This is a genomic window from Candidatus Zixiibacteriota bacterium (assembly GCA_029860345.1).
Classification (GTDB): Bacteria; Zixibacteria; MSB-5A5; order GN15; family FEB-12; genus JAJRTA01.
In genome coordinates, this window is record JAOUBJ010000002.1 from 171,762 (window position 1) to 195,751 (window position 23,990).

At 54.7% G+C, this 23,990-nt stretch carries 17 protein-coding genes; 16 read left to right on the forward strand and 1 reads right to left on the reverse strand.

The features are described from left to right. Positions 1-155 precede the first annotated feature (155 nt). Positions 156-1,598, forward strand: a complete 1,443-nt coding sequence (locus tag OEV49_02860; protein MDH3889999.1) for a TldD/PmbA family protein — start codon at positions 156-158, stop codon at positions 1,596-1,598. Further along, the gene (locus tag OEV49_02865; GenBank protein ID MDH3890000.1) at positions 1,595-2,947 is read left to right on the forward strand and encodes a TldD/PmbA family protein; all 1,353 of its coding nucleotides are present in this window, start codon (positions 1,595-1,597) and stop codon (positions 2,945-2,947) included. Before OEV49_02860 ends, OEV49_02865 begins: the two co-directional genes overlap by 4 nt. Positions 2,948-3,283: 336 nt before the next feature. Here OEV49_02865 and OEV49_02870 read toward each other — a convergent pair whose 3' ends face one another. Beyond that, positions 3,284-4,177, reverse strand: coding sequence for an exonuclease domain-containing protein (locus OEV49_02870; GenBank protein MDH3890001.1), 894 nt, complete (start codon positions 4,175-4,177; stop codon positions 3,284-3,286). Positions 4,178-4,387: 210 nt separating this feature from the next. Between OEV49_02870 and OEV49_02875 the strand changes: the two genes are divergently transcribed. The 14 genes from OEV49_02875 (at position 4,388) to OEV49_02940 (ending at position 23,898) form a co-directional block, all read left to right on the forward strand. Beyond that, positions 4,388-5,911, forward strand: coding sequence for an aromatic amino acid ammonia-lyase (locus tag OEV49_02875; GenBank protein MDH3890002.1), 1,524 nt, complete (start codon positions 4,388-4,390; stop codon positions 5,909-5,911). 446 nt (positions 5,912-6,357) lie between these two features. Next, a complete protein-coding gene (locus OEV49_02880; protein ID MDH3890003.1) occupies positions 6,358-8,514 on the forward strand; it encodes a TonB-dependent receptor in 2,157 nt (718 codons plus the stop codon). A 50-nt stretch (positions 8,515-8,564) separates the two neighbouring features. After that, the gene (locus tag OEV49_02885; GenBank protein MDH3890004.1) at positions 8,565-9,149 is read left to right on the forward strand and encodes a hypothetical protein; all 585 of its coding nucleotides are present in this window, start codon (positions 8,565-8,567) and stop codon (positions 9,147-9,149) included. A 1-nt stretch (position 9,150) separates the two neighbouring features. Then, positions 9,151-11,457: a response regulator gene (locus OEV49_02890; protein MDH3890005.1), complete on the forward strand. Its 2,307-nt coding sequence runs from the start codon at positions 9,151-9,153 to the stop codon at positions 11,455-11,457. A 280-nt stretch (positions 11,458-11,737) separates the two neighbouring features. Next, positions 11,738-12,298 carry a molybdenum cofactor guanylyltransferase gene (locus OEV49_02895; GenBank protein ID MDH3890006.1) on the forward strand — a complete coding sequence of 187 codons (561 nt, stop codon included), beginning with the start codon at positions 11,738-11,740 and terminating at the stop codon, positions 12,296-12,298. After that, positions 12,291-12,794, forward strand: a complete 504-nt coding sequence (gene mobB / locus OEV49_02900; protein ID MDH3890007.1) for a molybdopterin-guanine dinucleotide biosynthesis protein B — start codon at positions 12,291-12,293, stop codon at positions 12,792-12,794. The genes OEV49_02895 and mobB overlap by 8 nt, the downstream gene beginning before the upstream one ends. Next, positions 12,787-13,725, forward strand: coding sequence for a radical SAM protein (locus OEV49_02905; protein ID MDH3890008.1), 939 nt, complete (start codon positions 12,787-12,789; stop codon positions 13,723-13,725). Before mobB ends, OEV49_02905 begins: the two co-directional genes overlap by 8 nt. A 1-nt stretch (position 13,726) precedes the next feature. Continuing rightward, positions 13,727-14,209, forward strand: a complete 483-nt coding sequence (gene moaC, locus OEV49_02910) for a cyclic pyranopterin monophosphate synthase MoaC (GenBank protein ID MDH3890009.1) — start codon at positions 13,727-13,729, stop codon at positions 14,207-14,209. Further along, entirely contained in the window at positions 14,184-14,621 is a 438-nt protein-coding gene (locus OEV49_02915) for an MOSC domain-containing protein (protein ID MDH3890010.1), read from the forward strand. Before moaC ends, OEV49_02915 begins: the two co-directional genes overlap by 26 nt. A gap of 1 nt (position 14,622) precedes the next feature. Further along, positions 14,623-15,126, forward strand: coding sequence for a MogA/MoaB family molybdenum cofactor biosynthesis protein (locus OEV49_02920; GenBank protein ID MDH3890011.1), 504 nt, complete (start codon positions 14,623-14,625; stop codon positions 15,124-15,126). Then, positions 15,123-16,331: a molybdopterin molybdotransferase MoeA gene (locus OEV49_02925; protein MDH3890012.1), complete on the forward strand. Its 1,209-nt coding sequence runs from the start codon at positions 15,123-15,125 to the stop codon at positions 16,329-16,331. Before OEV49_02920 ends, OEV49_02925 begins: the two co-directional genes overlap by 4 nt. Then, entirely contained in the window at positions 16,307-17,512 is a 1,206-nt protein-coding gene (locus OEV49_02930) for a putative sulfate/molybdate transporter (GenBank protein ID MDH3890013.1), read from the forward strand. Before OEV49_02925 ends, OEV49_02930 begins: the two co-directional genes overlap by 25 nt. Before the next feature lie 1,105 nt (positions 17,513-18,617). Next, positions 18,618-19,292 (forward strand): hypothetical protein, encoded by a 675-nt coding sequence (locus OEV49_02935; GenBank protein ID MDH3890014.1) that lies wholly within the window; start codon positions 18,618-18,620, stop codon positions 19,290-19,292. 58 nt (positions 19,293-19,350) lie between these two features. Then, positions 19,351-23,898: a T9SS type A sorting domain-containing protein gene (locus tag OEV49_02940; GenBank protein MDH3890015.1), complete on the forward strand. Its 4,548-nt coding sequence runs from the start codon at positions 19,351-19,353 to the stop codon at positions 23,896-23,898. The last annotated feature ends 92 nt before the right edge of the window (positions 23,899-23,990 follow it).

The following is a 23,990-nucleotide window of genomic DNA, read 5'->3' on the forward strand; positions in this document are numbered from 1 at the left end:
GTGTCGGGCGACCCGGCCAGGCGCTCTGGCTGACGACACTATCATGGCGTAAGAAAGCTTTTTTTCTCCCGGACGGCGCTTGACGCCGATTGTCATTTGCAGTAAATTGGCCGCCAAGCTGCGTGTAATTATTAACCCTACTCTTCGGAGGGTTCGTGAAAGATAAACTCAAGGAATGTGTCGACTGGCTACGTGGCAAGGGGGTCAACTATGCCGATTGCCGTTATGTCAGGACCGAAAAGGAATCACTAAACGTCTCCGACGGCAACGTCGATTCGTTCGTGCGCAACCTGGATGTCGGCGTTGGTATCCGCGTCGTCGCCAACGGCGCCTGGGGATTTGCCTCAACGGCAACGCTGACCGGCGCGGAGTTGAGGAAAACTGCCAACCTGGCTCTCAAGATTGCCAAAGCCTCAGCCATCACCAAACATGAGTCGGTCGTGCTCGCCGAACAGGAGCCGTATGTCGCTCGGTATCGGACCAAATTCAAGGTCGATCCATTCACAGTGTCTTCGGACGATAAGATCGGGCTGCTGATCAACGTCTGCGATGAGATTAGAAAATCCAAGAAGATCAAAACAGCCGAAGGATCGATGGAATTCCATCACATCAACAAGCTGTTCGTGTCTACCGAAGGCGCCGAGATCGAGCAGGAGATTCGAGAGGCAGGCGGTGGATACGCGGCGGTTGCGTTCGACGGCAATGAAGCACATCGCCGATCATACCCGAATTCCTTTGGTGGTGACTACGCCACCAGCGGTTACGAGTTTATAGATAGCATGAACTTCATGGACCACACCGACCGGGTGCGCGAAGAAGCCGTGGCGTTGCTTAAGGCGGCTCCCTGCCCGGACACGACCACGACCGTAATTATCAACGGACCGCAGATGGCTTTGCAAGTTCACGAATCATGCGGCCATCCGACCGAGTTGGACCGTGTTTTAGGTACGGAGATATCGCTGGCCGGTGGGTCCTTCATGACTATCGACAAACTGAAGAAGCTCAAGTACGGCTCGGACATCGTCAACATCGTAGCCGATGCCACCGTGCCCGGCGCGCTGGGTAGTTTCGGGTACGACGATGAAGGTGTCAAAGCGGCGCGCAACTGGCTCATTCGCAAGGGGAAGTTCGTCGGATATCTTTCCAGCCGTGAGACGGCGCCGGTGATCAACCAACGCTCCAGCGGCACCATGAGGGCCGATGGATGGAACCGTCTGCCGCTGATTCGCATGACCAATATCAATCTCGAACCGGGCAGTTGGGAGCTCGATGATCTGATCGCCGATACCAAGAACGGTGTCTTCTTTGATATCAATAAGAGTTGGTCAATCGATGACAAGCGGCTTAACTTTCAGTTCGGCGGTGAGTGCGCCTGGGAGATCAAGAACGGCAAACTGGGTCGCATGTTCAAGAACCCCACCTACACCGGGATCACGCCGGAGTTTTGGAATTCGTGCGATGCGATTTGTAACAAGAACCACTGGCATGTTTGGGGTCTGCCCAACTGCGGCAAGGGCGAACCGATGCAGTCGGCCCATGTCGCACATGGCGCAGCACCGGCCAGGTTTAGAAACGTCAAAGTGGGGGTGAGTAAATGATCGGAAGAGAAAAACTAATTGCCCGGCTCAGGCAAGTGATGGCCCACTCCACCGCCGATGAAACCGAAGTCGTCTTTGTGGGCAACGACTCGGGGTTGACGCGCTATGCCAATTCATACATTCATCAGAATGTTTACGAGAGTAACAACCGCGTACTGTTCCGCACCGTTCTGGGAAAGCGAGTCGGTGTGGCTTCGTGTAATTCTCTGGTGCTGGCTGATCTGAGGAAGACGCTTGCGGATTCTATCGAAATCGCCAGACAGCAGCGTGAGAACCCCATCTTCCCGGGCCTGCCAAAGCCGGCCAAGTACAAGGCGCTTGAGACATTCGACGAAGCCACGGCCCGCTTCAGTCCCAATGACCGGGCCAAAGCGGTCAAGAAGGTCATCGCTGAGTCGAATCGCAAGAAATTCACCATGGCCGGATCGTTATCGACGGAGTGCGGTGAAATCGCCGTGATTAACTCACATGGTGTGGAAGCATACCAACCAATCAGTTCGGCCTCGATCAATATGATCGCCATGTCCGACACATCGTCGGGCTATGCCGCCGGCACCTCGCGTCGGGTCTCGGATATTGACTTCACAACTCTGGCCAGGATCGCCGTGGGCAAGTGCGACCAGTCCCAAAACCCGCGCCAAACAGAGCCGGGTGAGTACGAAGTGATCCTTGAACCACCGGCGGTGGGGGAGATGTTGGAATGGATCAACTATGTCGGTCTGGGCGCCAAACCGTTCGTGCAGAAAACATCGTTCCTCTCCGGTCGCATAGGTCGCAAGATCACATCGGACAAGGTCACTCTCTACGACAACGCGCTCGACACCCGGTCGGCTGCGTTTCCATTTGATTTTGAAGGCGTGCCCAAGAAGAAGGTTCCCTTCATTGAGAAGGGTGTGGCCAAAGGTGTCGTCTACGATCGTGCCTGGGCCAAGAAGGGTGGCAAGAAATCAACCGGTCATGCTATCACTGCCGATGATGCCGCCGAAGGTGCTTTTGCGTTGAACATATTTATGGCGCCCGGTAAAGTGAAGCGTGAGAAAATGATCTCAGCCGTCAAGCGCGGCATTTTGGTTACACGATTTCACTACATAAACGGGTTGATCGATACCCGCAACATGGTGCTGACCGGGATGACCCGCGATGGCACTTTTCTGATAGAAAACGGCGAAATCGTGGGCGGTCTGAAGAACCTGAGGTTTACCGATTCGTTCATGCGCGCCTTCAAATCGACCGTGGCCATGTCCAAAGAGACCGAGTGCATTGACTCATGGTGGAGTGGGGTTGGTTGCATGACGGTGCCTGCTGTTCATCTGGGATCGTTCCGGTTCTCGGGTAAAACAGAGTTTTAGGTTTTAGCTCGGTGGGTGGTGTATGTCCTCATGCGCCACCCTGATGGTATGAACACGGAACGGCAGATGTGGACATCTGCCGCGCACAGGATTTCAGAAGGAGGGCAGCATCCCTGCGATGTTGTCATGCGCCAAGCGCAAAGGAGCCGGCTTGACCGGTGGGTGGCCGTCTCAAGCCTTGCTTGGGACGGTATATATCGAGAAACCACCCCCAAAGAAGCTTTGAGGGTGCCACCCAACCCGCCCCCTCAACTCCGCTCGGGGTGACAGAATTGGCGGGTTCACGTTGCGGCGCGCAGGCGAAGACGGACCCACCCTACTGAAGACAGAGATTAACTACTCCTCAAGCAACTCGCAACTCTGTATGCGATCAAGCCTGAACGTGCGCTCGGCTTCGGCCTGTTCGCAGAATGCGGTGACGTAGGAACGACTGCCAAGTGAGTGCAGCGATCTTGGTTGAATCACTCTCGACGACGGCGGTCGCCCGGACCCCTGATAGACAATCCGCACCCGGCGGTTTTCATCGCAGGCCAAGACCAGGTCTTCCAGACCGGGCGGAATTGTGGCGGGGGTCGATTTCCAATCGTACATCGACAGTACTTCAAAAGTATTCCTCAGGTCATCAAGGTGGTTCAATTCGGGAAAGCGCTCGACAGCGTTTTGGAACAGCCCTTGCACCAGGGCGGCATCGGCCACTGCCCGGTGGTCTTGAGTTCTGGCCAGATTAAACTGTCGGGCCAACTGAAGCAGCGAATAGGCCGGCAGACCGGGGTAGAGTCGACGGTAGATGTCCACTGTGTCCAGGATGAGGTTTTTGCCAAACTCCAGGCCGGTGCGCTCCAACTCACAAACAACAAACGAAATGTCGAAGGGTGCGTTGTGGGCCACGAGAATGGAATCGCCGCAGAATCTGACAAAGTCGGGTAGCACTTTGTCGATCGTAGGCGCCTCCGCGACCATGTCATCGGTGATCCCGTGGATTTCAATAACCTCCTCGGGCATGGGTCGCTGAGGATTGACCAGCATGGAGAAGACCTCGGTCGATTCGGAGCTCAGGCGGAACCTGATGGCCCCTATTTCCACAATCCGATGTGCCTGCGCCCACAGGCCGGTGGTCTCAGTGTCAAAGGCGACAAACGTTTGATCGAACAAAAAATCCGAGGGTGATTTATGAGCCATAAGACCTGTAATAAGGGCGTCCCGAAACCGATTGACAATCGCTTTTTTCAAAGTATCTTCAGGGTGTAGAAGGAAGTCTGAGAATGTATAGCGAGTCTATCCCAAATATCTATGAGCCTCAGGTCCGGCCCCGGACCAAGGTGATGACGCGCTATACACCTGAATCTGCTTCCGGTCTTCAGGATACCTAAGCCGGCCTCCCACAGGCCGACTGGAAGTATCCGTTATTCCCTAACACGTTTAGCAATTGGAGTTAAGTAGATGGCTATAGAGCTTGATGGTTCCCATCTGACAATAGAAGACGTTGTCGCCGTGGCTCGACACGGAGAAGCGGTCAAACTGCATCCGCAGTCGCTGGAAAAGATCCAGGAATGCCGGGCCATGGTCGAGGATAAGATGGCTGCCGGTGAAATCATGTACGGGATCAACACCGGAATCGGCGAGTTTTCCGAAGTAGTGCTCGACGACGAACAGGTGCAGCAGTTTCAGAAGTATCTGATCTACAATCATGCCGCCGGTATCGGCGACCCGGCTCCGGTCGAATATATCCGCGGCGCCATGGTCGGTCGGATCAATGTTCATGCGCACGGCATGTCGGGTGTGCGCCCGGAGATCACCCAGACTCTGGTTGAGATGCTGAACAAAGGGGTGACACCTTATGTCTGTCAGAAAGGGTCGGTCGGGGCTTCGGGCGACCTGGCACCAATGTCGCAAGTGGCGCTCTTGATGCTGGGCGAAGGGAAAGCATACTTTCAAGGTGAACTGCTTGACGGCAAAGATGCAATGGACAAAGCCGGGATTTCTGTCCCGGGATTGAAGGCGCGCGACGGTCTGGCAGTCATCAACGGCTCCAATCTGCTCACCGCCATGAGTGCGATCTTCTTGTACGATGCTGATCGCTGGCTGAGGCAGGCGGAGATTGCCGCGGCCATGTCGCTGGAGGCTCTTAAGGCCAACATGAAACCGTACAGTGTGAAACTCCATCAGGCCCGAGGGTTCGCCGGAGCCGTGCGCAGTGCTCAAGCTATAGGCACTTATGTTGCCGGGGGTGACCTGGCCGAGGGCAGAGTTAAGTGCAAGGTGCAGGATGCCTATTCGATGCGTTCGACACCCCAGGTGATCGGCGCCGCGCATGATGCCTTGGCTTATGCCCGCTCGCAGGTCGAGATCGAACTGAACGGCGTCGGAGATAACCCGGTCTTTTTCCCGGATGAGAACCTGCAACTATCCGGGGCCAATTTCCAGGGCACCCCGGTATCCGTACCTATGGATATGGCCGGCGCCTGTGTAACGATGGTCAGCGTTATGTCCGAACGGCGCATGAACCGCCTGAACAACCCGGCCCTGAGTGTGGGACTACCCGCTTTTCTGACAAAGGGAGCCGGGATGTTCTCTGGTTTGATGCTGAGCCAGTACACGGCTGATTCGCTGATCGTCGAACAACGCATGCTGTCTGCTCCGGCATCAATCCAATCGATCCCGGCGGCCGCCGATCAGGAGGATTTCGTGTCGATGGGAATGAACACCGCTATCAAAAACTTTCAGATTCTCGACAACGCTTACGGTGTGCTCGGCATTGAATTCATGGCTGCTGCGCAAGCTCTGGATTTCCGTGACTACAAGTTTGGTGCGGGAGTTCGGAAAGCACATGAAGTCGTGCGTCGACATGTAGCCTATCTCGACATCGACCGGCCACTCTATCCGGATCATACTCGCATGCAGGAGCTGGTCAAGTCTGGTGAAATTCTGGCCGAAGTAGAGCAAGTATTGGGCAGCCAGGTCTGAGATCGTCGAGCCGACAAGTCTGTTCTTTGCGCTTCGCGCGCCGACGGGCAGTCGACCGGGTGGCTGCCTCAAACCTTGTGTTTGGGGCAGATAACAGGAATCACCCCCAAAGCGACTTTGAGGGTGCCACCCAGTAGTAGGTCCGTGACCCTTGGAAAGTAGGGCGGGTCCGTCTTCGCCTGCGCGCCGCGGCGTGGACGCGCCAAATCGTCAGGAGCGCAATCCGCCGCGGCGGACTGACCTACGAAGACCGGAATTCCCTCACAACCTCTCCTGAGTCGCCAATTACCGGGGATAGGAATCGGGTAGAAATCCGGGTAACATAATCCTGATTTGAGTGCTCTAAAGGACCTGCAGATCGGTCAGTATGTTGGGTAACGCTGCCGATAATAAACTGGTAGGAATGGGTATACTACCAATTACATGGTAACCTGAGGAGACTTGCTATGACTACGACCAATTCTGAGCTTTCCTGGGGAGCGACTTTGCTGCTGACAGCAGTTATAGTCGTTGCGTTTGCTCCGATTCCGGTCACGGCTGGAGAGGAAAGAGACATCGCAGACCTGGATCTGCAGACTTTATTGGACGTCGTCTTGTCGGCGTCCAAACATGAAGAGACGCTTGAGGAAGCGCCGGCCAACGTATTCATCGTTACACGCGATATGATCGAAGACTACGCCTGTCGATCTATTGCCGAGGCCCTGTCATTGGTGCCGGGCGTGCACATCACTGAAGGATACTCTCACTCGCAGATCGGTGTGCGCGGGGTGTCGAATTTCGGTGATTGGAACTCACAGATAATGCTGTTGATAGACGGGCGTCCAACCACCGAACAGTATGGAGGGACCCATAGTATCGATGTGTCAAGTGTGACTATAGGCAATATCGACCGTATTGAGTTTATCAAGGGACCGGCGTCGTCACTTTATGGAAGCAATGCCTTCTTCGGTATCATCAACCTGATCACTGCCGTACCGGAGGAGAACTCGCTGGTGGTTAATAGTAGCTACTTCTGGGACACCGAGCATACTGGCAATAGTGCGCGCTTACTCCATCAGTTCGATAACGATCTTTCGGTTTTTGTTACCGGCTCCTGGCTCGACCGCAAGGGCAGCGATCTGTATTTCAAGGAGCTAAGTGTCCTGGCAGAGGACGATCTTGCTTTGGATGATGATGGCTACTATCAATACTATCTCGACTCAAACTCTTTCACTGGCGGTGTTGCTCAACACATGAATACCATGGAAGACCTCTCCACCACCGGCAAGATCAAGTGGCGTGAGCTAAGCCTGGGATTCCGGTTCGCGCGTACGGACAACGGTATTCCACATGGTTTCTACGGTGCTCTGTTCAACCGGCCGGAGAACTCAGTTTGGGAACAACGCTATTCTGTCGATCTTGCCTACAGTGGGACAGTGTCCACTGGCTTTGAACTCACAACGAGGCTCTCTTACAACCACTACAGTTGGTGGGATAAAATCCTGTACAATTACTACGAATGGGAAGCCGAGCCGGACTATCTGCCGGGGCCGATCTGGAAAGATTCGGAATTGAACGAAAGTTATGGACTCGAAACCAGAGCCAATGTGGATTTCAGCGAAAAGAACACGGCTGTGTTGGGCGCCGAAGTTCAGTTTCATAAGATAAGACACGAGTCGGGGGAGGCTGATGCTACCGGTGACAATATTGTCTACGACTACATACCCAAAGACAACGCGCAAAACGAAGGGCAGGTTTACAATGTGTATGCTCAGGACGAACACCAGCTTTCCGATAAGCTGAAGCTCGTTGGGGGATTACATTTCAACCACTATACATACACGACCGGAAAAGTGATGCCAAAGGCGGCCATTATCTTCAGGCCGAATTATCAAAGCACTGTTAAGCTGGTAGCCAGTCGAGGCTTTAGATCGCCCAGCTTTTATGAAATCACTTTCGACGATGGCTTCCTCTTTATAGCCAACGAGGATTTGGAGCCACAATTGATCACCAGTTACGAGTTGATCTTGTCGCACGAGTTTCCTTTTGGCTTCAGCGCCCAAATGGCCGGCAACTTGTCCCAAATGACTGATTTGATTGTGCAAACAGTGATTGACGATACTGATCCGGCACATCCCGGCGGCGACTATCTTGAGGAAGTGTCACAGTTTCGCAACCTCGGCGAGATGTCAACCCAAAGCGTAGAATTGTCGCTACATCGTAGCCCCATCTACGGTCTTGGCGGATTCGCCAATGTTACCTACCAGAAGGCAACTGTGAAAGGAGCCGATGAGGATGTACTGGCATTCAATTCGCCCAAGTGGCTTGGAAATTTCGGACTCACATATCAGGTCGTACCGGGCCGTTTCTCGGTCTCATCAAAAGTGAACTATGTCAGCACTCTCAAATGTTGGGACGGTTCTTTCCTTGACGAGCGATTTGTGATTGATGCCAATCTCAGTTTCAAGAAAGTGGCGGGTTTCTTCGACGCTGCACTCGGAGTCAAAAACATCCTCGACGAAGAGTACAGTGTTCCACTTAACTACGACTATGCGCCGACGGTTAACATCAGGCGCCCGGGTCGTTCGGTTTATGCGGAGTTGTCAACGTCGGTGGGCTGGTAACCTGGTCACCTACCCGTCAGGATGTACTAAAGGTCGCTGGGGAGTTGTAAATGGTTCTAAGAACCCTGTTATGCTGCTGGTTGATAAAGTTGGTCGCCGTCGGTGCGTTGGGAAAACATGACAGCGGAATTGATCCCAATCTCGGCATTCCCCTGTTCTTGAAAATCGTCACCTACGACGAAAACTTCGATCCGGAAGAGGTTGAGGCTGTGAACATATCGGTCGTGTATGATCGCGGTCGAGTGCGTTCTTACGAGCAGTATCGATTGGCAGAGACATTCTTCAAAGATAATCCGGTGCTGAGGGTCAATGGAGTTGCAGTCCAATACGAGGCTGTTCCATTTGATCAGATTGCCCCGACTCTGGAAGCCATGAGCGACGCGCATTACAACTTGGTGCTGGTAACCGATATCGGTGATGAGCGAATTGCGCCGCTATCGAGAGAGATCAAGACTCATCACGTGCGTTCGTTTTCATTCAATCCGGCCTATGTATATGACGGCTTGTCGGTAGGTGTGAAGGTTGCGAAGAAGGGTCAGTTGATAGTCGTAAACCTCAAGTCATCTCGTCAGGAAGGAAGTAAGTTCAGCGCTCATCTTCTGAAACTGTGCGAAATCGTGGGGGGAAAAGACTGAGATGAAGTCGCTGTCGATTCGCACTCAGATAATTCTGCTGGTGCTGGCGTTAGTGTCGGTTGCCCTGGTTTCACTTGCCTTTCTGACAACCAATCAACTGATCGGGCAACTGCACGACAGTCTGGAACGGAAGGCTAAAAGCCTGAGCGACATAATGTCGGAAAGTGTGGGGCCGGGACTTGAGTTTCAGGACAGTTCGTTCGTGGCGGATGTGGTCAGAGGCGCCTTTGCCGATGAAGATGTCGTCGGCCTTTGCATCTGTGGTCCGGGGGACGTGGCGGTTTACCGTGTTCTTCATGACGATGTGCCGCCGCACCTGATCGACGCCTGCCCACCGGCCGACACCGTTGTGGTGTTGCACGAAGCCAATCTCTGCATAGCTACAGCACCGATCATGTTCCGGGATCAATTGGTAGGGGATATCTGGATCGCCGTTTCACAGGAGTCTATGTACAACCAGGTGTACTCTAGTGTCTCGGCCATGCTAATTGGTTCTGTATTGGTCTTGGGCCTGATTTTATTTGTGGGCTCGTGGTTGTCGCGAAGAATCGTCCGGCCGATTAGACTATTCGAAGCTGCTTCTGAGAGAATACGCGAGGGCGACATGGTGTCATCTATTGAAGTACCGATTGTCCACAAGGACTTTCTCTCCTTGGGGAGGGCTTTCAATGCCATGCAGAAGGCGTTGCGTAGCGCCTTTGAGCAGGTTCAGAGTCGCACCAAAGAGCTGCAAAACGAGCTGGCCGAGCGGAGGAAAACGGAAGAAGCGTTGCAGTTTACACAGTTTTCTGTGGATCATGCCGCTGAACCCAGTTTTTGGATGGACTCGAATGCGCGCCTGGTTTATGTCAATGAAGCAGCTTGTCAGTCACTTGGATACAGCAGAGAGGAACTGATCTCGAAGACACTGCACGACATCGATCCGAACTACCCAATAGAGGTTTGGGAACAGCATTGGAGCGATATCAAGAAACATCGTTCGTTCACTCTGGAAACCTTTCATCGAGCGAAGGATGGTCGGGACATTCCGGTCGAAGTTACGGTGAATTTCATGGAATACATGGGCAAGGAATACAACTGTGCCTTTGCCCGCGATATTAGTGAACGCAAGAAGGCAGAGCAACAAGAGGGGGAGCTTCGCGAAAAACTGGATCGGGCCGAGCGCATGGAATCGCTGGGTATTCTGGCCGGTGGCGTGGCCCATGATCTGAATAATATGCTCGGGCCGTTGGTCGGATACCCCGAGCTCATACTGATGAGGCTCCCCGAGGACAGTCCAGTGCGCAAGCAGGTGAAGCGTATGGGCAGTTCCGCTCGTGATGCCGCCGATGTGGTCCAGGACTTGTTGACGCTGGCTCGAAGGGGTCGCTATGAAATGCAGCCGACCGATCTGAACCATGTGGTAAGAGACTACATCGAATCACCCGGGTTCGCTCAACTCACACAGCGCCGACAGGAAATCTCCCTTGACGTCAATCTGACCGATCAAGCCGCTACGATTTCCGGATCAGCGCCCCACTTGGCCAAAGTGATCATGAACCTGATCGTCAATGCCTATGACGCTATCTCGGACGGCGGTGAGTTGGCGATTCAGACGGAGGTTCAAAGGTTGAGCCGGTTGGTAAGCGGGCATGATCGGATCGTGGCAGGAAACTATGTGTTGCTGCGCGTACGCGACACTGGTACCGGAATCTCCGAAGCTGACTTGCCAAAAATATTCGAGCCGTACTATTCCAGGAAGAAAATGGACTCCAGCGGCAGCGGCCTGGGTCTCTCGGTTGTATATGGTGTGGTCAAGGATCACAACGGCTACTATGACGTTCTCTCCAAAGAGGGCGAGGGAACGGAGTTCATCTTGTACTTCCCGATTTCGGAGGATACGGTGCTGGTTGGTGGATCGGACAGGAAAGTCGGCGGCGGTAGCGAGACCATACTGATCGTGGATGACTCCCCCGAGCAGCGTCAGTTAGCCAGCGACATGCTTTCCAGTTTGGGTTACAACGTCGTTGAAGCCGAACATGGAACGGCGGCTGTCCGCTACATGAATGACCACAGCGCGGACCTCATCGTGCTTGACATGATAATGGAACCTGGGTTTGATGGTTTGGACACCTACAGCGAAATCACGAGGACGCATCCAGGTCAAAAAGCTATCATAGTGAGCGGCTTTTCGGCAACCGACCGGGTTGAACGAGCACAACTGTTGGGTGCCGGCCTCTATGTCAAAAAGCCCTACACTCGGGCTGCGCTGGCCCAAGCGGTTCGGGGCGAACTGGATCGAGTGCCTTCTGCACCAACTGCCGACTAGCGACGGCGTACTCCCACAGTCTTCGGACGAATTGATTTTTCGTTACGAAACAAATTTCGGACTTGCCTCGTTTATTCAAAATAGGTTAATTGGTTTAAGACAATATAGTGTTGTTGATGGCGCCACTTGGCTCAGACACAACATGCTCCGAACCCTGTAGGACCCACGCGGTCGACAGGGACTCTACGGTCGGGGGAGCAATCGCCCGGCCTGCCCGGTTTGGCAAAGGAGACTCAGCAGGTATTCAACCTCCGCCGACCGGTGGAGGTTTTTTGCAAAGATGATCGACACTGTTTACATACTTGCCGGTGGACAAAGCCGTCGCATGGGACAAGATAAACTACTCATGGAATGCGACGGATTGTCGTTTTTGAGCCGAACGGTCCAGACATGTCGCCCTGTCTTTTCCGAGGTCAAGCTGGTGGCTAAGCAGCCCGGGAAATTCGGACAATTCGAAAACGAGATTATATATGATTGGCCCCACGCCGACGGACCGTTGGCTGGGGTGGTAGCGGCTTTGGAAGATTGCCGGCAGGAGTGCTGTTTTGTCACGGCCGCCGATCTGTATGACCTGGATTCAGAGATTTTCGGGCGTCTGATCAAATCATACCATGGCGAACAGTATTTCGGTTTGCTGGAAACCAACGGAATCCAGCCCCTTTGCGGTATTTATCACCGGTCGGCTCTGCCATATCTTGTATCGCAGGGGAGAGCCGGAGAGAGGTGCATGCGAAAGATCATTGCCGGACTTGATCATGATATGTTGCCGGTTGACCGACGCCAGTGGCGCAATATCAATCGGCCCGGTGACCTGATGGCGATTGGAGATAACAATGGTTGAGTTGGGAATCGTCGGCGGCCGGAACTCCGGCAAGACCACCCTTGTTGAGGCCTTAGTGCATCGACTGGTCAAACTCAACCACAGTGTGGCGACGGTCAAACATACCGCCCACAATCACCTTTTTGACCAGCCGGGAAAAGATACCCATCGCCACCGACAGGCAGGCGCCGGAATGACGTTGGCCGTGAGCGATTCGGAAGTGGCCTTATTCTCCGATTCGTCGACCGAACACAGAGAGAAACTTATGAGAGCCATGGCCACCATGTTTGACATCTGTCTGGTGGAGGGTGATCGTTCCGCCGAGCGCCCGAAAGTCTTCCTGTCACGAAACCGAAAGCCAGACTCTCCTGTGCTACCGACCAATATTGTCACTGTCTACGGTCCCGAACTCGACGGCGTAACGGTGCCCCGGTACGAGTTGGACGACGTGGACGGGTTGGTTGGGTTCATAGTCGACAGATTCCTCACACCGACCGCGGAGGGAGCCAGTGCTTAACCGAGGGAGGGTCCGCTACCTGCGTGTGTCGTTGCTGGACAGTTGTAATCTGAACTGCTTCTATTGTCGTCCCGACTCTCAGTCGACACACAAAGAGGTCGGCAGCCAACCGCCCGAGATGTTCGAAAGATCCATTGAACTGTTACATCAACTGGGCGTCCGTAAAGTCCGGTTCACCGGCGGTGAACCAACGTTGTACAAGCAGTTACCTCGGTTGATTGCATTTACCCGTAGCCTCGGCGACTCACATCATATCGCTCTCACCAGTAACGGGCTGTTGCTCCATCAACATGCCCGGGAGCTGGCTGCGGCTGGGTTGGACAGCATAAACATCAGCCTGGATACGTCTGAGCGGGAGCGCTTCAAAAGGATCACCGGCAAAGATGCGTTCCAGCAAGTGATCTCAGGTATTGATGCCGCGCTGAAATATATTGGAACGGTCAAGCTCAACTGCGTGCTCATGCGGGGAGTGAACGATGAAGATGCGGCCAACATGGTAGCATTTGCCGATCAACGCGGCGTCGACATACGCTTCATCGAATTCATGCCATCGCGGTCGGAGCCCAACCGTGATCGTAGATACATCGCAGGCGATGAGATTCGCGCTCGGCTGCCATATGAACTCAAACCTGTTTACTCGGACCCAGCCGCCGCGGCTCGTTACTATGAATCTCCACGGTTGAATATCCGGGTTGGGTTCATCAATCCGGTAAGCCATCCTTTCTGCAGAGATTGCGACCGATTGCGCTTGGCCTCCGATGGTAACCTATATGGTTGCCTCTTCTCCGGGCAGTCGACCAATCTCTTCGATCTACTCGAAAATGATCCCGGGTCATCAGGCGAGGCAATTGCGACATTGGTTCGTTCGAAAAAGTATCTCGGTTGTGCTCAAGCCGAACAGTTGCCGTCGTTCATCAGGATGGGCGGATGATATGAACAAACTCAGCCATACCGACAACGACGGCAGGGCGCGCATGGTCGACGTGGTCGATAAGGAAGTCACGCATCGCACCGCCACGGCTGAGGTCATCGTTTTGCTTAACGCCGAAACGCTCGAACTGGTTCGTGAGAACCGAGCGGCCAAAGGAGATGTTCTCACCGTGGCCAAATTGGCCGGTATCCAGGCAGCCAAGCGGACATCGGAGTTGATTCCGCTTTGTCATCCGGTAGGGCTGGACCATGTCGATGTGGAATTCAAGCTTAATGATTCAGGCAACACAATCACGATCACCGCCACCGCCACCTGTCTGGCCCGCACGGGCGTTGAGATGGAAGCGCTCACTGCGTGCAGCGTGGCTGCCTTAACCGTCTATGACATGTTGAAAGCAGTGCAGAAAGATATTGTTATCTCAGGTCTCAGACTGCTGAAGAAAACCGGAGGACGCAGTGGTGACTTCATCCGCGAAGATCCATAGTATCTCCGTGTCAAAAGAGACCGGTACCAAGAAACAGAATGTTCGCAGCGTCCGGCTGGTAATGAACCACGGTATTGATGGTGACGCTCACGCCGGTTCCGGGCGCCAGGTATCTTTGTTGCCGATCGAGTCGTTCGCCAAGCTGGACGGTAATCTGGTTCAACTCAATCCGGGCGTTTTCGCCGAGAACGTGACCACTACCGGTCTTGACTTTAACGACGTCAAAGTCGGCCGGAAACTGAGAATCGGCAAGGTGGCCGAGCTTGAGATAACGCAGATCGGCAAAGAGTGCCATCACGGTTGCCACATCCGTCGAATCGTCGGCGACTGCATCATGCCGCGCGAGGGTGTTTTTGCACGCGTACTCAAGGGCGGTGAGATTCAGGTCGGCGACTCGCTGGCATGGGAGTAAGATGAGTTTTTCAGTGGGCGTCATCATAATGTCGGATCGGGCCGCCTCGGGTGAGAGGGAGGACGGGTGCCTGCCGGTGATTGAGGAGGCTATCAAAGGTACGGATTTCAACCTCGAACAATCTTTGCTTATCTCGGACTCACCGGAAGCTATTCGTGATGCGCTTGGTGATTACATCGCGCGCGGTATCAGTCTTATCCTGACCTCCGGCGGCACCGGGTGTACCAGTCGCGACAACACCCCGGAGGTGACGCTATCGCTGCTTGACAAACCGACGCCGGGCCTGGACGAAGCAATCCGAGCATTCAGCCGTGAGAAGTCGCCGTATGCATCTTTCTCCCGTGCCGTTTCCGGGGTGGCCGGGAAGTCCTACATTATAAATATGCCCGGCTCACCTAAAGCGGTGGGGGAGATTATTCAGTTTCTCCTGCCGATCATCGCGCATCCGCTCAAGCTGATCGCCGGCGCCATAACCGACTGCCAACAGGATTTGACCGACAAGTGATAAGTTTCGCCCAAGCCACCGATCTGATTTCAGAAAACGTATCGGCGCGTAAATCTGTCAAGTGTTCAATCCGCGATGTGGTGGGTCATGTTCTGGCTGAAGACATAGAATCCGGGATCGACGTGGTATCTTTCCGCAACGCCGCCATGGATGGTTTTGCCGTGCGGTCGAACTGGCTTTCGGCCTGCAGCGAATCCAAGCCGCTGACTTTGCCCTACAAAGACACCGCCTTCGCCGGTGACGCCAGGAAGGCCGAGTATGCAGACGGTGTTGCGGTCAAGATCATGACCGGTGCGCCGGTACCGGAAGGCTATGATTCGGTGGTTCGGTTTGAAGACACCAAGTATGACAACTGCCATGTATCGTTTTTCATCCCTGTAGGATCGCGCACCAATGTGCGTGAACCGGGAGAGGATATCGAGCGAGGGCAAAAACTATTTGCCTCCGGTGACCGGCTGGGTCAACTGGACATTGGTATTCTGGCCAGTATCGGATTGGCCGAACTGTCTGTGCATGAACGGCCGTCGGTGCATATCGCCTCCACCGGTAACGAGCTGGTAGCACCCGGTACGGCGTTGAAGCCGGGTCAGCTCTACAACTCAAATCTATATACCCTTGAACCCATGGTGTCACCATTCAGCCGCGCGGTCCAGTTGGATGCAACGGTGGGTGACAGTGAGGAACAACTTCGGCGTCTGTTTGAAAGCACGGCTGATGTCATAATAACATCGGGCGGTGTTTCGGCCGGAGAACGTGACCTGGTAATCGCAGCAGCCGAGGCGGCCGGGTTTCAATCGCTTTTGCACAAGGTCCGTATCAAGCCGGGAAAACCGTTTTATTTTGCCAAACGCAACCATCAGTTTCTGTTCGGCCTACCGGGCAATCCACTGTCGACCGCCGTGACCTGCGCCGTGTTGGTTTTGCCGGCGCTCAAGAAGATGTGCGGCCGTAGTGACTTCGCGATTAACCCGGTTCCGGCGCGGCTAAGCCCGAATTCAGTTCGCAAGAGCGGCCGCATGCTGATCTGGCCGGGGATGTTCAAGATGGATAGCGGTGAGATCATCGCTGAGTTTTCGAACAAGCGTTCATCGGCGGCGCTGTCGGCGCTGCTTGATACCGACGGTCTGATCATCCAAAGCGATGTCGACGATATCGAGTCGCCCAAGATTGAAGTGATCCCTTGGAATCAGATTCTGAGCGGCTGACCATGGTCGATACGACGGCCCTGACGTTTGGACAGCGCTGTCGTTCCCATGTCCGACAAATGCGTTTTACGCTGCTTGAGTTCTCAGGCGGACTCGGCGACCTGGGAACGTTCATACCATTGACGGCGGCTCTGGTCATGGTCAGTGGTCTTAATCCGGCCATGGTTCTGATCTTCGCCGGACTGTTCAACATCACGACGGGCATCATGTTTGGTTTGCCGATCCCGGTGCAACCTATGAAGGCTATTGCGGCCGTCGCTATTGCCGAGCATCTCCTCCCCGGTGAGATCGCCGCGGCCGGACTCGTGGTCGGCGCGGTGGTCTTCTTGCTGGGCATGACCAACCTGATCGAAAAAATAGAGCGCTATGTTCCCACCTCGGTTATTCGCGGGATACAACTTGGAATAGGTCTCAAGTTGGGTATGCGGGGACTTGATATGGTGTCAGCCAGCGGTTGGTCCGGGCCGGACGGCGCGGCAGTCGCGCTCGTTCTGGGCTTGTTGGTGTTGGCTCTTCGTCCGGTGCGGCGTTTTCCTTCGGCCTTGGTGCTTTTTGGCATTGGAGGCGTGATAATGATAATATCTGCATCCGGTACATCAGACTTACTGAAGTTCACACGGCCAGGCCTTGACCTTGTGTGGCCGAAAGCTGCCGAGTTTCAAAGTGGTTTGTGGCTGGCGGCCCTGCCTCAGTTGCCGCTGACGCTGTTGAACTCGGTGCTGGCAGTTTGCGCGTTGTCCGGAGACCTCTTCAAAAAGCAGCGGGTAGGTACGCGGCAGATGGCCATGTCGGTCGGGCTCATGAACCTGATCGGCTGCGCTTTGGGGGGGATGCCGATGTGTCATGGTAGCGGCGGGTTGGCTGCTCAGTATCACTTCGGCGCCCGCACCGGCGGCTCGGTGGTAATGCTGGGGATATGCAAACTGCTGATTGGTGTTTTTCTGAGTGCGATGGTGTTGGACAGTCTGCCCTTTTACCCCGGTTCTATCCTGGGCCTGCTCTTGATATTTGCCGGACTTGAACTTGCGCTGCCGATTGCAGATCAGCGTGGCAGGGATAAACTGGTGGTAGTCCTGATCACAGCCGTCGGAATCCTGGCCGTCAACACTGCTATCGGTTTTGTGTTAGGTTCTGTTGTTGCGGCCATTCTGTTGGCGGTAAGGCGGCGTGCGGACTCGTGATCGGCAGTCGTCAATCTGAGTATCCATCGCACAAGAAACAAGTCTCTTTTGCGTGCTGTTGCGTGGTGTTGGGCGACCCCGCCCGACACTGGTAAACCTGACTTTCGCGCTTCGCGCGCTTGCACTCCGGTTTCCGTGGTAGCCAGGTCAATCTCATCCTTGATTTCATGGCCGTCAGGCGAGTCGCCTGACAGCACCGCCAACCAACTCGTCACCAACCTCATGCAACGTTGGTTTAGGTCTTGATCATGCTTTCAGTGCGACAAGACCTGCCGCAACAGTTTTGTCTGTAGACTTGCCACATTGTATACAAGTCCCCTTCGGGTGACTTTTCCAAAATGTGTCGGGCTGTTCCATAACTTGAAGGCGAAGTCATGCGGCCCAATGCGATTCTCTTTGCGACAATCAGGCATCGCATTTCATGTTTCGTGATTGTGACGAAAGCGGTAAAACCGGCTCTACGAAAGGGTTTTCCCTTGACCCATTATTGAGTAAGCGTTATCTTATCTAATGGAAGTTAACTGGGCAGTTTGGCAGGGATGCTGGCCTGGTCCCTGGGGTCGGGTTCATCGCGCATGGCGTGAGCTTGATTCGCAGAGTTTCAGACCTTAGAGATACGCATCAATGAATACCGAAAGGTCGTGACCGTGTCGGCCACCAGAGCGCAAAGGTTCGATTGCCTGATGATAGTACAGCGCCTTAACGTGAATACGTTGTGATACGTAGAAATAGATACAAATAGTCCGGAATGCGATGACGTAGATACTTCATAGTCTGACCAAATGACATTCGGCGCTTTTGCTTTTGTCGGTGTGACCGAGGCAGGAATCACTGACAAGGTGTCTTGATTGACACGAGGCAAAGTCGGCGTCGAGAGTTTTACAGAATTGAGCGCATAGCCAAAGAGGTTTGCCAGGTGGAGTGGAGGACTCCGAAAAACGCGCTCGGCCGCATCGGCCGAGTTGCCGGTAGGCGATGTAATGGGAATGAGTCGCATGAAGTGCATGCCGTTCCCTGTGGCGCATCTGTTGCCCGCTGTTTGGTTTTCCTGGGTCTATTCTCTCTCATTATAGTAACATCGGCCGGGTCAACGCGAGTTGCGCCAATGTCCGCCGAGCAAGTACTGGCTCAGGCTGACCTCATTATAGTAGCAAGTATCGGGGGCATCGATGTACGCCCGCCCGGCAACGGTGAGAGTATGGTTGTCACCGATTACAGCCTGTTGATCGATCAAGTTCTGTTCGACCGCGACGGATCGCTGGAGAGTCAGATTGAGGCGGGCACATTCAAGCTGAGCTTTGGAGGCGGAGAGATTGAAGGTCGAAGGATGCTCATCCCCGGCGTTCCCATCTTTGATCAGGCTGAAAAACTTATCCTGTTTATTGACCAGGAGCAAATGGGCACCATCTCACCGCTGGTCGGGCTATCGGCCGGCGACTATCGAGTGTCCGCAACCGCCGAGCCCGGCGGTTTGGTGGTAGGTCCTACCGGTATGATTCTCAGGCGCAGTTTCTTTTCTGAATCGGATGACAGACCGAGTGGGTTCACCCTTGACGATTTCATTGACGAAATCAGACGCGCCCTGCCCATAGCGCAGACTGATCCCACCTTGAACTCCGAGGCAGTCAAAGATCGATCCACTGCCGATGCCGCCGTTCACACCGGGTCGCAAATACCCCGGGCGACACCGCTCGCTCCGGGCGTGTCTCCGGTCCCGTCGCAGGGAACCGTCGTGCCGAGACATGACTCAACAAAGCCACCCAATCCCGATGAAAAATAACTTCACAAATAACAAACGGAATACCGCTTCACCGCGGCAAACCTAAGGAGAGACGACCATGAGGGCAATCGTAACGTTCACACTGATCACGACTTTGGCGGTACTGCTTCCAATTGGTACGGTCATGGCTATCTCGGTCGAACCGGTCAGTTACGAGCAAACGCTGGCCAATGCAGAGATGATAATGGTCGGTACTATTACCGACGTTCAAACCCGCTGGTCGGGTTACGACGAGTCAATGATCGCCACCGATTACACGATCAGACTCGATCACATCGCACACGATCCACAAGCGCTGTTCGGAAACAAGTCTCAGGGTGAGACGATAGTGCTCAGCTTTGCCGGTGGTACTATCGGCGACAAGTGGGTTGCCGTCCCGGGTATCCCATCATACGAACTGGGTGAGCAGGCCGTGTTCTTCATCGACGGCGACTGGATCAAAGGTATCTCGCCTTTGGTGGGCGCCACAGCCGGTGACTATCGTGTGTCCGACGAAGGTTTGGTAACCGATGGTACGGGCCGCCTGGTTGATCGTACATTCTTCTCGGGTGGGGTCGATAAAGGGAACGGCTTCTCGATTGAGGAGTTCGTTGCGGAAATTAAACGGGCGCTACCGTTTGCTGAAGCCGACAAAAGTCTGGAAATCACCAACGAAGTCGAGATTTCGGAAGACATCGCTCACTTGGTTTTCTCCGGTGACCAAATCCCCAAGTCGGTCCCGATTCTGTCGGATGACTACTCGGTTTCATACGAGGTAGACAAGACAGACAGCGATCCCCGTACTCCCGAAGCCGCCCCCGAACCGATGAACGAAGTGATCTTGGAGGCGGGACCGGAGGACTTCGATGAACTCGTCGTGATTCCCCAGGACAAGTATGCTTTCTTGTGGGGTCCGCCCGATCGGACATCGAATTTCAATATCCCCCCGATTTACTACTCAGGGGCGGAGTGGGGTCAGAATTTTGAATACTGCCTCTCCGACTGGAACATGTATGCCGATCTATTCCGGAAGTTCACCACCTCGGACAACCAGTTCGGTCACCAGGGTCGCAACGACTTTGCTTTTACCGACTGGACGACATTCCAGGCGGTGTACGGTTTCTCGCTGCCGTCAAGTGTCCTCGGAATTGCTGTCATGTTCAACTCGCTCGGTAACAACATCAACACCGGCGAGAAGATTTACGAGTCCGATATTATTTTGAACGTCGACAAGAGTTGGACCCTGACCTGGTCGGTCGGCTACGCCAACTGTTCTATCTGGTACTTCCGTTCCACTGTGATTCATGAAGCTGGCCACTGTTTCGGTCGTGAGCATCAGTTTACCGCCGACCCGGCAGCGACATATCACTCGGTGATGAACTATCCGCCGTGTGGTGCGCTCGATACCGAGTTCTGGCTGCCGTTGGTGGATGATCCGCAGTCGATTCGGGCCGCCTATCCAAGCAATATCAACGCCATTAACGACCTGGGTGTCGAACTGTACCGCACAGCAGGTGGTGGTGGCTCAAGTGGTATTCCGGTCGTCTGGTCGACTTTTAACTCGTCGGTCGTGGCCGGGAACAATTTCTCGATGAACAATTTCATCATTGAAAACCTCGGTACTACCACTATGACGCCTGCCATCGGCTGGTACCTGACGCCGAGTCAGCAAAGCTATACCGGTTCCTATTACGTGGGGGCCACCACTCACTCGGCACTGGGACCGTTCTCATACTGGAACACATCGCGGACGCTCACTTGTCCTGTGTCCGTTCCTCCAGGTAATTACTATATTGCTGCGGCTATCCAGTCTGACGACCATGACTGGAACCGCTCCTGCTGGACGAACACGACCATCACCGTGACCTGCCCGCAGGTGGCCACGCCGACCGGATTAACCGGTACAGCCGGTTGTGGCTATATCGATCTGAGTTGGAACGCTGCTACGAATGCAACTTCGTACCGCGTATATCGAGACGGCGCACTGTTGACGACTGTCGGGGGCACCAGCTACCGCGATAATAGCCCAGGCGCATCGCAGCGCTGTTACCGGGTCGCCGGCCAAAACGATTGTGACCTGTCCAGTCAATCCAGTCAGGTCTGCCGCACGGCCTTGTCCGTACCGGCCTCAGTAACCGGGCTGTCTTGCACAGCCGGGTGCGGCTATATCGATGTCAGCTGGAACCAGGCGTCCGGCGCCACTGCCTATCGGCTGTACCGTGATGGTGCGCTGTTAACGACAATTGCCGGGACCTCATATCGTGACAACAGTCCCGGCGCGTCCGAGCGGTGTTACTCGGTCAGGGCATCGAACGCTTGTGGCCTGGCACCGGCTACACAAACATCTTGCTGTACGGCGCTAACCACGCCGCCCGCTCTCACCGGACTGACATGCTCACCGGGCTGCGGCGTTATCAATCTCGACTGGTCACCGTCAGCCGGTGCTACCAGTTATCGTGTGTACCGCGACGGTTCCTTCTATACCAGCGTACAAGGCTCCGGCTATCAGGACACCAATCCCGGAACCGGCCAGCGTTGCTACCATGTGACCGCGGTCAACACCTGCGGCGAGTCCGGCGATTCTCCGCGAGCTTGTTGTACAGCTCTGCAGCCCCCACCGCCCTTGACGGCTCTGAATTGCGAGCCACGATGTGGCGCTATCGCCCTGAGTTGGTCGGCGTCGGCAGGTGCGACCTCCTATCGGATATTCCGCGATGGCACTCCGTACTCGTCGACCAGCGGCACCAGTTGGACGGACACCAGCCCGACAACGGGCGAACATTGCTACACAGTAACAGCCGAGAATGCTTGCGGCCCGTCGGCTCATTCGCCTGAGGCTTGCTGCACGGCGCTATTCATACCGGCCCCGCCGAACAGTCTGACCTGCTCCCCCGGATGCGGCTACATACAACTTACCTGGCCGGCATCAGCAGGGGCGACTCAGTATCGCGTCTATCGCGATGGAGCTATTCTGGTCGCGGTAGGCGGTACGGCATACCAGGACAACTCCCCTGGCGCCGCCGAGCGATGCTATGTCGTCACGGCCGTTAATACGTGCGGAGAGTCCGATAAGTCTCCGGAAGCATGCTGTACCGCGGGTGCCGGTCCGGCCCAGGTGCTCGGCCTGCAGGCTACCACCACTGTTTGTGATACCATCAAACTCCGATGGTCGGCCGTGGCAGGGGCCACCGGCTATCGTATCTATCGCAATGGCGCCGGTCATGCCTCGATCCCCCCGGCCACCACATTCGACGACTACATCGGCTTTGATGCCTGCTACGAGTATGAAGTAACCGCCCTCAACGATTGCGCCGAGGGACCACCCTCCGATCCGGTGAGCGGTTGTAGCGAATGTGCAGCGACCACATACAATATCTCCGGTTACATGGTCTACTACGATATGGTCAAGCATATCCCGGATGTGACCGTCGATCTGTCCGGTAACGCCGTGGCTACTACGTTTTCTGATGGCTCTGGTTGGTATGGATTTGGCCCTCTTCCAACCGGCAACTATCAGGTGACACCATCACGTCCGGACGACGACGGCGGTGTCAGTATCGGTGACGTTGTCAAGATACGTCGTCACCTGGCCTTTATCGAACTTCTGGATTCACCATACAAACTGCTGGCGGCCGATGTTAACTGCGGCGGTACGGTTAGTGTGTCTGATATCATCAAGATTCGCAGGTATCTCGCCCAGTTGGAAGGCTTGCCGTGCGGTAACTGGGTCTTCATCGATTCCAGTTTCGCCATAACCAACGCCAACTGGTTTGCAGCCCCTCAGATGATCACGGGCGGTCTGACTTATGACTGGACCGATTCCAGTTTCGTAGGTGTCCGCTACGGTGACGTTAACAACACCTGGTCGCCAGGTCCGGCACCACCGGTTGTAGCCAGGACGGTACAGCCTGGCCATGCCGCAGGTGGAGCAGTGGTCGTTGTTCGCGACGTGCTTGATGCCAAGGCGGGTGATCTGGTGAAGGTTGCAATTAACGCCGGTTCGGCCGGGAAACTGGCCGGTCTGGAACTACATTTGGATTATTCGTTCACCGAGTTGTCGCTTATTGATGTTTCTTCGTCGTCTTTGAAGAACTTCACTGCAAACACTCGCGGAGAAGAGATCCATCTGGTCTGGGAAGACATTAACGATCCGGTCCAAGCTTCGGATGAAACATCGCTGTTTACTCTCACCTTCCGTGTGGCCGAAGGCTTGAATGTCCCGGCTGAAATCGGTATTCGCGGTGAGATCGTCGATGAGAGCGGTGATCCGTACTTTGCCGATTGGCAGGCAGGCACGATTGTTGTCGCCAGCCCGTCGCCGGATGGTTCTGACGCCGGAATGATGCCTGAGAGTTTCTATCTCAGCGCCAACTATCCCAACCCGTTCAACCCTGAGACGCATATTGATTTCGGTCTGCCTCAGGCATCGCACGTCTCATTGTGCATTTACAATGTCATGGGACAGCGGGTGGCCTGCCTGATCGATCAGGCGTTTGGGTCCGGAAATCATCAAGTGACCTGGGACGGTCGTGACGAGACCGGTGTCCTGGTTGGTTCCGGTGTGTACTTCTACCGTCTCGAAGCCGGGTCGTTTACACAGACTCGAAAGATGACGCTGATGAAGTAAACTGGTTTTGAACATACCGGTCGGTGGGCGCCAATTGCTGCGTCCACCGACCAGGTTGATTTGTGCGATAGACCGAGATGACAGACAGAAGA